This is a genomic window from Legionella sp. W05-934-2 (assembly GCF_964199965.1).
Taxonomy (GTDB): Bacteria; Pseudomonadota; Gammaproteobacteria; order Legionellales; family Legionellaceae; genus JAFIFT01.
The window spans coordinates 81467-93587 of sequence record NZ_CAXMZT010000010.1 but is presented as its reverse complement, the minus strand read 5'-3'; the positions used below and the strand labels follow the sequence as shown (position 1 = coordinate 93587).

Genomic DNA, 12121 nt, shown 5'->3' with positions numbered 1-12121 from the left:
AGTAGGCAAAAACAAAGAACGAATACGAGCCCGTGAGCGTGCCCGAGCCCGTGCCCGGTTTTAAAGAATTAAAAGATAAACTTTGATCTTGAAGCAGCCCACCGAAAAATAGTGAACTGTGCTCATTAAAAACCGGGCATGGGCGCGGGCTCGGGCACGTATTAGATATGAGTTTTGTCCGGTACAAAGGGGATTTTCGATCGGTAATGGTTGATTAAGGTTGCCTTAATCATGTACTGTAATAATAAATTGGTTTTTTTTATTCCAATTTCACGACAATTGTCAGGATGCTAACGGTATTAAAAGGCGAGCAGGATTGCATGGTTGAGGTGACATGATGGTTGACACGATAACGCTATACAGTGATAAACAAGCACTCGATATCCCTTTCACACGCCAACTATTATCCAAACAACAGCTACAACAGGCAGTGCAAAGGCTAAAGCGTTTTAGTCTTCAAGATGAAGAATCCACCTTTTATTTAGCATTAATGAAACTCATTCAGGAGCTCCCTGACACTGCCATCCATGATGCATTCTATGAAAAAGTTAAGAAAGTACTCGAACAGGCTTTTATGCTTTTCCGTTATTATGATGAAGGTGAGCGAATTAAACATCCCAATTATCCAAACTATCGGACGCAGTCGCTTTTTTCGACAGCAGCAAGTAAGGACTATCTTCAATCATGGACAAAACTCCCTAGCAAATCTGGAATTCATCCAGCTAGTCTATTTGCTGCTCATGTGCTAAAGGATGACGCAGAGGATAGGCCTTTGCGCTATTTATCTTATTGCCGAGATCCGTTTTGCAGCTTAATGTCGTTGACTTTCAGTCAAGAAAACCAATACATTGAACGTCTTTTTGATACGATAGATGCCTTTGCAAAAAAAATGCCCCCAACGGGCCCCTTGACTTATGTTGGCTTTGCATCCGGCCAGTTTGGTCGCGATGCATTAAGATTAGATTTGTTGAAGTATTTTTTGGATAAACATCATAAAAAATTGACGAACATTAACCTCCTATTTATTGATCCCTTCTATGCCAATCTCACGGCAAGTCTCGAAGGAGACGCAGTAGATCTTAAAACCAGTGCGCAAGCACTACTAGTGAAAAAAAGCATCATCGATTTAGCGAACTTTGCCAAAAATCGGTACGATTTGCCAATACAGATAAGCCTTTTCCCATCCATTGATGCGGCAAACAAATATGCTAAGGCGGATATATTTGGGCCGACATTCCTATTTGCTGAAGATTATTTTATCAATGATGTGGAAAAGGGGGTTGTGAACGATGTGGAAGCATGTCGAGATATGATACAAAAAAATAACACCGAGCAGGCGCCTTTCGATTTTTTTCTGACCTATAAGAATAAGGAAAAAAATATACTGCATATTGATTGTTCCTTACCCAAATACGCCACTAGTGCTCAATTACAGACACTTGATCCTTATCGAAGCTAGTGCGCTCAAAAGTAAAAGTTGACGTTCGCCCAAAGACCATTTATGTTAATAATTACTCCATAAGATCTCAATATATTCAATTTGATAGATATTACCTTAATAACGGTTTAAAAAGGAGGGCATGACACACTAAACCATTTGCGCTGAAACACGCTGGAACACTTCATTTGCAGTGGACGTATTAATGAATGAAATGTTTATATGAATTTAGAAGTAGTTTTACGTAAAGGATTATCGTTATGAATACAAACCAAAACACTTCTCAACAAACTGACGAGATTCGTTCAAAGACTCCAACCAAATTATTACCCAAGGAAACTTGGTTAACAACAGACACCATTCAAATCACGTTTGATCCCAATAATTTCAGTCTATTCGTCACTGAGCAGCCGCTTTTGCCCTATCGAATCGCTTTCAGTGGGGGAGGGGCGCGAGTGCCTGCTCACATCGGGGCTTACGAGGAATTACTAAAGCGTGGACTTCGCTTTACCGAGTTTTCTGGAAGTTCTGCCGGAGCGCTTGTCGCTACTTTAGCCTATTTGGGATACCGCTGCGAAGAAATATTTGAAATTGTCTCTTGGTTTGATGAAGACAAATTACTCGATAAACCCTTGGAAATAAGCGTTAATAACATTGCTCAAATTCTTCATAAAGGAGGGATTAGCTCTGCAAAATCACTCCATCAAGCCGCCAATTATGTCATTTTAGACAAAGTTGTGAAAATCCTATCCAATGAAAAATACAAACATCGCTTTGCAGACCATCAAGCCTTTTTAAAAGAACATGTCTATGAAAGCCCCACTTGCATCACCTTTGAAACATTAGCAAAAATAAAAGAGATTTGCCCAGAATGTGATATTGGCGAAAATCTCATTATCATCGGCACCAATTTGAGTAGCAAAAATGCGGAATTTTTTTCTTCTACTACCACCCCCAAAAGGGGCATTGCCGATGCGATTATCATTTCAGCGAATTTGCCCGTCGCTTTTGAACAAATACGCCTCGAGGGTAAAATATACCGAGATGGAGGGCTTGAAATTAACTTTCCGGTTCACTGTTTTTCAAAAAATTCCGGGCATGATGTCTTTTTAAAGCACCTTCAAGGCGTTGATTATCGGGTCATTGGTTTGCAGTTTGACAATGGTCGCGAAGAAAATGCGCTATATAGTCAAAAGCCAGTCCATCAATGGTCTTGGTTTGGCCGTACTTTTTATTCCTTCGTAACCGGACATGCTAAAACGACTGACAATTGGCAGAAAGACCTAGAAGAGCTTCGTAAACATGCCCATCAGAGTATTTTAATTAAGACCCCAGATTTAGCACTTTCAAAACTCACGCTCAATGATCAAGTCCATAACATGGTTGTGGAATCAGGTCGAAATGCAGCGCGTCAGTATTTAGACAATCATGGATACTATATTGATGAACTCAATACCCTTCAACGCAATGAATGGTTGTATGAAACATTCCAAAAACCGGAGGCATTGTTAGAGTATTGCTTCGAGCAAAAGAATTTTGCGATGATTTCAAACATACAGCAAGCGATCGCTAAATCGCAATTCCTTGGAAAGGGCTATAAAGGCTATCTGATTGAACTTTGCGATGAGATGTTATCTTCGAATCTGAATCCGGATGCACATCACTTACCGCTTGAACCCCTTAACGCACTTGTGGAGAATAATCATTGCAATGAGAAAGAAGAGAAAAAGGAAATACCTTACCCCATGACCTTTTTCGCCCAGGCACCTGAGCATAAGCTTGTCGTCATGGAAAAGACAGGGGACCTCAAGGTTCAACTCTTTACCAAACTTTACCCTATTTTTATGCAAAACTGGCAGAAGTTGTGCCCCATTTCAGGGATTGGTGAAATACTCAATTCCATTCGCATACCATTATTAACGGTTGAAAAAGCGCATCAGTGCGTAAACTTGTTGGTTGATAAGCTCAAAGGGGTTAACGCGGGTCACTTTTTGGTGTTTATATTTAAGTCAGCGCTCAAACATTATGAAGAAAGTAACTTCGATTCCTTTTTTAAACATTTAAAGTACTTACAGAAATCCATTCATTTAATCAAACAAAAACAACTTTATTCGGAAGACAGTCATTTTGGGAAATGGGAATTTGATGAAAAGGACTCTAAGGCAATCGTGAAATCACTTAAAGCGAATGATTTTTCATCGTTAAACCGTTTGTTAGAAACGAAGAAAGAGAACTTGAGCAGAAACACATTATAGCACAAGGCTTCAGGGTGAAACGATGAAGTCTTATTTCCTTGAATAAAGACCAATATATTCCCCTTGATCGATGATGTGATTGTTCATAGCCTTTTCAACGTCTTGTTTGGTGGCGCTGTCTGTTAAATCTAACACCGTATCCAGTGCGTAAATTTTAAAGAAATAGCGGTGAGTTCTTCCGGGTGGGGGGCAGGGACCACGATAGCCTGGCGAACCCCAGCTATTTTTACCACTGACAGCCCCTTTAGGTATCGGCGCTCCTTCTGGTAATAGCGTCATATCAGCGGGTATGTTAAATAATACCCAATGCACCCAAATACCTGCAGGCGCATCTGGGTCGTCAACTATCAATACGTAGGATTTTGTCGTTTTATTCGCATCATACCAAGCTAAGGGCGGGGATTTGTCGATGCCGCTGCAAGTATAGTGTTCAGGAATGGGGGAGTTGTTAAAAAACGCAGTGCTTCCTAGCTTCAAACCCATCGCAAAGCTCCTTATGTCTAAGCATATCAAAAGAATAAAAATAGCCCATGGAATTTTCTTCATGAATGATGACCGATGATAATCGTGTTTTTTTAGTATAGATAAATTTTATAGGGCTCGATAGGGCGAGAATCATTGCTACCCTATTTGATTATCTTTGACAAAGATTTGCGTATAATAAATCCAACCCCTTTCATCTTGAACAACGCCAATCCCAGTGAGGTTATACCGGCCTTCAATATTTCGTTTATGCCCTCGACTGGTTAACCATTTTTTAACAACTTCATTGGGCGGAATTTTATACCAGGCAATATTTTCCGCCCCCCCGCCAAAATTTGTAATTTCTCGCTTGATGTGGGCGATGCGTTTGTCAAAATCCTGATGTCCGAAAGTCATTTTTTTGCTAGCCATATCAAAGCTATGCTGCTTTGCTTCTTTGGATAGGACATCGCTCAATACCAGTTTGTTCATTCCTTTCGATTGGCGGTAGCGATTAACTTCTTGTAAGACTATCTGTTGTAACTGCGCTTCCTTCTCGGGTGAGAGAGGGGTAGGGGAGGAAAGTGCCGGGCGTGTCACGCATGCGATAAGAAATAGGACAACTATTGGTCTTAGGAGAGGGCTCATGGGTATACCTTGTTATTATTATTTCGATGAATTTTATCTCAGTCAACGGACATTGGATAGGGTATTGAGCAGCAAAAAGTGAATTAAATATTGACACTGTGGGTTAAATAAATTAAATTTGCCTTTGATTTGAAATTAAGGACGTCTTGAGTGACTTTGTATTTTTCGATTCAGGATTATCCTGATACCAGCGAACTTGTGTCTATTGAATACGGGGATAAGAGACGAGTTATAAAACGGGGTGAGTTAGGGCAACTAGAACGTGCCTTAAACGACCAATTAACCAATCATAATCTTCCTTCACTCAAACTAAAGTCTGGTAATCAATATAGCCTGACTCATCTAAATCAAAATCCCAGATTATTGTCAGATATTTTTGAGACGTTTGGCTTTAAAAAACGTATCGAATTGCCGAGTAACCTTGCTTATTCGCATGAAGGAAAATACTTGGTTTATACTTTTCGCGATTTAGATCAATTTCGCTTTTACTGGAAGAAGAAACCGTCGGCTTGTCCTGCCCTATTTAAACAATTGTCTGAAGATATTCTTGAAGTTCCTTATGCGGATAAACCGGATGATTATGTGTATCGGTATGGGAAAGTTGCCTTCCATGTCAACCATGGCAGTGCACTAGGATTAAGATTATCATTACTCTTGCTAGCAATCGTCAATTATCTCATCGCAACCGGTGACGCGGACCAGGAAATGGTGACGGAGCTTAAGCGTTTATCGGAAGAAGAGATTTCCTGTCTTCAACTGGCGGCCTTTTTAATGCGATCAGGCAGAACCAATGAATGTGGATGGAAAGGTGATCCGACATATTGCCCACGATCCGCAGCAATCTTTAAAACAATTGCTATTTCGTTAGGCTATGATACCTGTCTCGTCGATGCTATTTCTCAATGCTTTGATTTCAAACAGGACATACCTCAGGATTCGGGTTTTTTAAAAAAACCGCTTGCAAGACAGCATATTAAACTTCCATTGTTCCAAAAATTATTCCATATCATTCATACGTTGGATTTATTACGATGTAACTCGAATGAATCGTATCTTAAGGAATTAGTGTTAAGCGAATTACAACCGTTTTTAAACGCTCAGACAAACCATGATCAATCAATAGAACACCTTTTTTCATTAGCAGAGGAATTATTGACATTAACGGGCAGTGGTGTCTTATATAAATTCGTGCAAACTCAAACGATGTCTGGGAAAGAAAATCCATTTTTACAAGTTAGCGTAGTGGATGAATTAGATAACTATTTTATAATTTGTCAGCAAGCAGTTAATAGCTGGTTAGATGATTGTTGTACCAATGGCGAGCGATCGGAGAGATTGGTTGGCGTTGACAGTTGTAATTATCAGAACAATTTATTCTTCAAGTCCTCATCCAAAATGTATAAACACGATGCTTTTCATGAGCTTGACAATAAGGAAAACGCTACTTTAAACAAGAACGGTTAGAAAAAGCTAACACATTTATTTTACTATTCGAGTGGCATTTCAAAATCAGGATCAAATAAAGGACAAGCGTCATCGTTATTGCTAAGTGGTTTTAATACACTAATATCTTTATTCGCCTTAAAAATGCCCAAATCGGATGGTTTTGATAAATTGGCTAAGGCATTAAATTGATAACTTCCAACGTCAGTTGTCAGTGAACTTGCCTTTACTACCTTGGTTGGGCCTTCTAATGCTTCCTTAGCGAGTTTTTCTATGATGCGATTAAATTCATTTTCAAGGTTACTTGCCATCGCTGAATAAGTGACGACTTTTAATTGACAAGCAATCATGGGATCCATCAGTTTGGGGACAAACAGGCGAACTTGTAAGGTATGTTGATTTTTTACTTGCATGGCCGGCGTTTTTAAAGCATACAACGTATCTAACGCACTGGGATTTTCAGCATCAAGCTTCCCATTTTTACCCGATATATAAGCCACTTGATCGACAAGATGGTGAGGAATGAGATATTGATAAATTATCCCTTGCTTCCCAAATTTCGTATTATTGACTAATTCATTAAATTCTTTGACAAGTTTTATTCTTAAATCGTGGTGCCCCACTAACAGCCCACGCCTATCGAGTAACTCAAAAATTAACGTTGAAAAATCATGCTGGGTAACCGAGGCGTTATTTAAATAATAATCCACGCTCGATTCTTGTGAGTCATAATCGGCATTATGCCAAAGGGTTGGATTACAAGATAATAAGTGCCATGCCATGTGTTCACCATTATCCATATTTTCACTACTTTTGCATTTTATCGTGTCAATGTCTTGGTAGGTTACTTTTCCATTATATTCCCGAGCAGTGCGATGCCATGTTATGTCTTGTTCATCACTAGGAGCGAGTGCTTTACAGAATAACTCTAACGCTCTGCTGGCTTTGGTTGTGGCATGGTAAACACTGACGAAGTCTTTCATATGATCGGATTCATGCTTAATACATTTACCAGTTGGTACTGTATTTATCTCTTCAATTCCCCAGCTTAGCTTAGGGGTTACTTTCACGCCTTCTTCGCTATGTCCCCAAATTCGGATGTTTGATTCGGTATCCCTATACACATGTTCACTCGATTGAAACCACATGTTCGTTGGCGACTGGCTAGCGGGATATAAGCTAGGTCTGATGGCATTTAGTACATTACAAGTGCCAACCACATCATTGGACGTGCTCACCATCAAAGCTGTGTTTCCAATTTGCTCACTTGCGTCGTGGTTATTACGATAATCTTGTGCGTCGATGCGTGCGCCTGTTTTACGATTGAGCTCAGCCGCCAAGTGTAAGAAAGAGGTGGCGGATGTCTTGACATCATAGGCGTTTGGGAGAACCCTTGTCAGAATCGTTTCAATGGACGATTGAAGTTTAGCGCTTTTGGTTTCGCATCGAACCAAGTCACTTTCATGCGATAATTCTAATAAATCTCTAAAAAGTTGTGCTTTTTGAGATGTTTGTTGAATCGTCTGATTAAGGAGTGGCTTAGTGACTTTTAAGTCACTATGGTAGTCAAAGCTTTGAGCGATGAGATCAATGAGTGTGTCATTAAAGCCCAATTGGCCTGCAACATGTCGAAATATTTCTGCTGAACGTTGGCCGTAAGTCGTATCTTCGCTCCATCCTAGTTCATTGGTGCGACCACTGCGAAATAAAAAACCAGCCAACTCGATACAAGCTTTTTCTTCTTGGGTTAATTGGTTTGCCGTTTGTTTCGAAACGGTATTACCTTCCCGTTTAATAAAATCCAGGGAGTTTTTAATTAAGATATACTGGCGAATGGCGTGATTGGTGCCATGGTTTGTATGGAATGCGATGTTTCCAAAACGATATTCATAATCCGTTGGCGCATCCGCATAAGGGATTTCGATAATGTCAGCGGAGAGGACGCTAAATAACGCATAAGGTGTGTGTCCATTCCAATAATATTGATAGGGAGAAAGCTCTCGGCAGGAAAAAAACAAGGGCACATCTTTTGCGGATTTTTTTGTTGAAGGCGATAACGAGATGACTTCTTTGCCCAGTTTATAAGCAATCGTAGCCAGTAAGATTTTGACATCCACTTGGTCAAATTGACTGGGAAGGTTCTTTGATTCATTTTCACCCAATTTTGATACATCGAATCCAAGGTAATCACTCAGTGATTGAATACCGATATTGTTGCTGTCAAATTTGATGGAATAGGTTGCGCTAGAATCGGAAACTTGACATAAATACTGGGTTGTCGAAACTTTTTTTATGTTGATTGCGTAGGTCATGGACTTTGATACGTTAATAAAAAAACGAGTTTAGCAAAGTTAGGTTAAGGGAATATTAATAGTAGGGCAAAAAATACCCATATTATTTGTACCGGACAATATTTAAAATAAGCCGTCATTGCGAATGTAGTGAAGCAATCCAGAACTGATTTTTGTTCATAGATCGAACTGGATTGCTTCGCTTTGCTCGCAACGACCGGGCAATTATGAAATTGTCCGGTATAAATATCCATATTTTATACATTGAACAAAACGGAATCGGCTTCGCCTTTGCTCCCCGTATTCCGGCCAAGGGCCTTCATACGGGCTACTTTTTAATGTGGTTTAACGTGGCGGGGAAAACTTTTCCCGCATTACGACCAGGGCCTCCTTATGGGCTACTATTTAACGTAGCCCGCATAGAGCGAAGCGGAATGCGGGAAAGCTTGGCATAACTATGACCTTAACCGTTAAACGGAGGGGCCAACCGACGTAAGGGTTTCATCACTGTCTGACTCAAGATCAGGATGATTTCTTGCTAACAAACAGGAAGCGGTGGCAAGAAGCAAGTTTTTTGGGTTATTTTGATTGCATAATATCCAGTATAGGTTAAACGCTTCTTCCGAACTAATCGTTTCTTTTGATTGCTGAGTTGTATATTCCCCCTTGGCTGAAGGAGAAAATCCAATTTCGTACACATGGGCAGTTTCACCATGAATGGAGAAAAAATGCATATGGTTTTTGTCCTTAACGAGTCCGCCACCTTGCTTAAAAAATTTATCTTTTGCGGCTTCTCGTTCTTTATTTTTACTAGGCATAACTCACCTCACGTTTAGGTTGATATGTAGCCAGTTTATGAAAATATAAATCAAAGTCAAGCGATTTATGATTTAAATGATCTATTAAAATACAAAATTTGTGGTTGCATGCCAAGAAGGATGCGACCTATTTTTAAAATTTGTAAAAACAAGTATAGTGGTAGGTATTTACCAACTAGGTTAACCATGTCAAAAACGGTATTTATCAGCGGCTGCTCAACAGGCATTGGGCTTTATCTCGCAAAAGCCTTAAGCGAAAGTGGCTATCAAGTCATTGCCAGTTGTCGAAAAGATGAGGATGTGAAGCGTTTACAGTCGATAGGGCTCTATGCCATTCAAATGGATGTCAATCGCAGTGCTTCTATAAAAGAGGCGGTGAAGCTGTTGCTTGAGCATACCCATGGGAAGCTCGATGTGCTGATCAATAATGCGGGTTTTGGCCAAGTAGGTGCTCTCGAAGACATTAGCCGTGAGCTGATGATGAATCAATTTCAAACCAATGTATTCGGTCTACATGAGTTAACGACTCAAATCATCCCCATCATGCGTGCTCAAGGCAGTGGTCGGATTATTAATATATCATCAATTCTTGGCTTGGTTTCCTTACCGTTTAGGGGGGCTTATAATGCCTCGAAGTATGCAGTTGAAGCACTGAGCGATACCCTGCGCCTGGAGCTAGAGCCCTCTGGCATTTGGGTGACTTCAATCCAACCTGGCCCCATTGACAGCCAATTTAGGGATACGGCAGTGGATTCTTCCCTCCAGGCCCTTGATCAACAATCCAGTCATTTTTACGCACAATACCAAAACATGATGACGCATTTTAAAGACAACAAGAAGCAATCCAAAATGACACTAGGCCCCGATGCCGTCTTTAAAAAAGTCATCCATGCAATCGAATCATCCAGACCAAGGCCCAGTTATGCTGTCACCAAGGCAGCCCTTCTCCTTATCATCGCTAAACGAATATTGCCTAAGCGATGGTTGCATCGATTATTAGCTAGTGTATCGAAAAAAGAATTATCGAAACGTTAGAGGCCAATCAATCTTACTAGCGGACATTTTCTTAAAAGCGCCGTCGTTGCGAGCTTTGTGAAGCAATCCAGTTCGATCTCTGAACAAAAATAGGTTCTGGATTGCTTCACTACGTTCGCAACGACGGCATATTTTAAAAATGTCTGCGACAAAGCCAATAAAGAACTTATCTTGCCCATCTTCTTTTTCATTTGAGTATACCTTGATAGAATGGTTTTATTTTGACGAGTTATCCATGCAAGCATACAAAGAGTTAGAGCAGTTATTTGACAACATCGCCCATTTAAATCATCTGGATGCCATCATCGGATGGGATGAGGCCGTCATGATGCCGCCCGGAGGCGCAAAAAAACGCGGTGAAGCCATGGCGTATTTGCGTGGATTAAAGCATACCATGCTTACTACGAATAAAGTGGCTGAGCTTTTAAACCAATGCCAGGTTGAATCGCTGAAAGCGCCCTGGCAGTCTGCGAATTATTTATGGATGAAGCGCCAATATCAGCGAGCTTGTGCTGTTCCCAACGATTTAGTAAAACGCTTATCCATTGCAAGCGTTCAATGTGAGCAAGCCTGGCGAGTGTTGCGTCCTAAAAACGATTGGCAGCAATTTAAACCACTGTTACAAACCGTGTTTGATTTAAGTTATGAATCAAGTCTGTATAAAGCCGATGCCTTGGGGTTGGACATCTATGATCAATGTTTGGATGAATTTTCGCCGGGATGCAGTCAAGCACTCATTACGCCGATTTTCGATCAATTACGCTCTGTGTTGCCGCCATTGATTCAAGCGACTGTCGCCAAACAACGCATGGATAACTATCAACCCATAACGGGGCATTATCCTATCGAAAAGCAACGTCAACTTTCACGCGAATTGATGGCTATCATTGGCTTTGATTTTAATCATGGACGCTTTGATGTCAGTCACCATCCTTTCTGCGGGGGTGTTGCCGATGATGTTCGTATCACCACTCGGTTTAAAGAGTCCGACTTTACTTCGGCCATTATGGGTGTTTGCCATGAAACCGGTCACGCCATGTATGAGTTAGGTTTGCCACGTGAATGGTTATCTCAACCGGTCGGCTTGGCATTGGGCATGGCGGTTCATGAGTCCCAATCGTTGCTGGTTGAGATGCAAGTTTGCCGAAGCCAAGATTTCTTGAAAGTGCTCATGCCCAAATTAAAACACTATTTTGGTGAAAGTGACGTCTTAAGTTTTGAAAATTTGTCCATGCACTACACTCGAGTTAAGCCGGACTATATCCGCGTGGATGCCGATGAGATGACTTACCCATTGCATGTAATTTTACGCTATGAAATTGAAAAGGCATTGTTTGCGAAAGACATTACTATTGATGATTTGCCGAGCATATGGCATGAAAAAATGCAACAATACCTTGGATTGTCCACGCAAGGCAATTACCAAAATGGCGTGATGCAAGATGTCCATTGGCCTTGCGGCTTATTTGGCTACTTCCCCGCCTATACGTTAGGTGCATTAATCGCAGCGCAGCTTTATAGTGCGGCTTTGAAACAACAACCAAGCATTCCCTCAGCGATTAGCGAGGGTAATTTTGTGCCTTTAATGACATGGCTAAGAAAGCACATTCATTCAAAAGCCTGCTCTGAAGATTTTCAAACCCTATTAAAAGAGGCGACGGGGGAAGGCTTAAATCCGCACCACTATATTACTCATATAAAAAAGCGCTATGGCGTTAGTTAAATAGCCAA

9 protein-coding genes are annotated in these 12121 nt (G+C 40.8%); 5 read left to right on the top strand and 4 right to left on the bottom strand.

Annotation, left to right across the window (positions count from 1 at the left end):
• The first annotated feature begins 334 nt into the window (after positions 1-334).
• Together AB3348_RS11895 and AB3348_RS11890 are read left to right on the top strand one after the other, a co-directional pair.
• Complete coding sequence (locus tag AB3348_RS11895) at positions 335-1459, top strand: hypothetical protein (protein WP_367607811.1); 1125 nt, start codon at positions 335-337, stop codon at positions 1457-1459.
• Positions 1460-1698: 239 nt separating this feature from the next.
• The gene (locus tag AB3348_RS11890; RefSeq protein WP_367607810.1) at positions 1699-3693 is read left to right on the top strand and encodes a patatin-like phospholipase family protein; all 1995 of its coding nucleotides are present in this window, start codon (positions 1699-1701) and stop codon (positions 3691-3693) included.
• Between the two features lie 30 nt (positions 3694-3723).
• On the opposite strand, the gene AB3348_RS11885 is transcribed toward AB3348_RS11890, so the two are convergent.
• A complete protein-coding gene (locus AB3348_RS11885) occupies positions 3724-4176 on the bottom strand; it encodes a YbhB/YbcL family Raf kinase inhibitor-like protein (protein ID WP_367607809.1) in 453 nt (150 codons plus the stop codon).
• A gap of 138 nt (positions 4177-4314) precedes the next feature.
• Positions 4315-4803, bottom strand: coding sequence for a CAP domain-containing protein (locus AB3348_RS11880; RefSeq protein WP_367607808.1), 489 nt, complete (start codon positions 4801-4803; stop codon positions 4315-4317).
• A 150-nt stretch (positions 4804-4953) separates the two neighbouring features.
• Here AB3348_RS11880 and AB3348_RS11875 point away from each other — a divergent pair, with 150 nt between their 5' ends.
• Positions 4954-6267 carry a SidE phosphodiesterase domain-containing protein gene (locus tag AB3348_RS11875; RefSeq protein ID WP_367607807.1) on the top strand — a complete coding sequence of 438 codons (1314 nt, stop codon included), beginning with the start codon at positions 4954-4956 and terminating at the stop codon, positions 6265-6267.
• A gap of 23 nt (positions 6268-6290) precedes the next feature.
• On the opposite strand, the gene AB3348_RS11870 is transcribed toward AB3348_RS11875, so the two are convergent.
• Positions 6291-8558 (bottom strand): SidE phosphodiesterase domain-containing protein, encoded by a 2268-nt coding sequence (locus AB3348_RS11870; RefSeq protein ID WP_367607806.1) that lies wholly within the window; start codon positions 8556-8558, stop codon positions 6291-6293.
• A gap of 449 nt (positions 8559-9007) precedes the next feature.
• Positions 9008-9355, bottom strand: a complete 348-nt coding sequence (locus AB3348_RS11865; protein ID WP_367607805.1) for a hypothetical protein — start codon at positions 9353-9355, stop codon at positions 9008-9010.
• 186 nt (positions 9356-9541) lie between these two features.
• On the opposite strand from AB3348_RS11865, the gene AB3348_RS11860 reads away from it, so the two are divergent.
• Complete coding sequence (locus AB3348_RS11860; protein ID WP_367607804.1) at positions 9542-10390, top strand: SDR family NAD(P)-dependent oxidoreductase; 849 nt, start codon at positions 9542-9544, stop codon at positions 10388-10390.
• 139 nt (positions 10391-10529) lie between these two features.
• Positions 10530-12113 carry a carboxypeptidase M32 gene (locus tag AB3348_RS11855; protein WP_367607803.1) on the top strand — a complete coding sequence of 528 codons (1584 nt, stop codon included), beginning with the start codon at positions 10530-10532 and terminating at the stop codon, positions 12111-12113.
• Positions 12114-12121: the final 8 nt, after the last annotated feature.

Bases quoted from the DNA above. Each gene is read 5' to 3' on its own strand.
- AB3348_RS11890 (WP_367607810.1), top strand. From the start codon at position 1,699: ATGAATACAAACCAAAACACTTCTCAACAAACTGACGAGATTCGTTCA.
- AB3348_RS11870 (WP_367607806.1), bottom strand. From the start codon at position 8,558: ATGACCTACGCAATCAACATAAAAAAAGTTTCGACAACCCAGTATTTA.
- AB3348_RS11880 (WP_367607808.1), bottom strand. From the start codon at position 4,803: ATGAGCCCTCTCCTAAGACCAATAGTTGTCCTATTTCTTATCGCATGC.
- AB3348_RS11860 (WP_367607804.1), top strand. From the start codon at position 9,542: ATGTCAAAAACGGTATTTATCAGCGGCTGCTCAACAGGCATTGGGCTT.
- AB3348_RS11855 (WP_367607803.1), top strand. From the start codon at position 10,530: ATGTCTGCGACAAAGCCAATAAAGAACTTATCTTGCCCATCTTCTTTT.
- AB3348_RS11895 (WP_367607811.1), top strand. From the start codon at position 335: ATGATGGTTGACACGATAACGCTATACAGTGATAAACAAGCACTCGAT.
- AB3348_RS11885 (WP_367607809.1), bottom strand. From the start codon at position 4,176: ATGGGTTTGAAGCTAGGAAGCACTGCGTTTTTTAACAACTCCCCCATT.
- AB3348_RS11865 (WP_367607805.1), bottom strand. From the start codon at position 9,355: ATGCCTAGTAAAAATAAAGAACGAGAAGCCGCAAAAGATAAATTTTTT.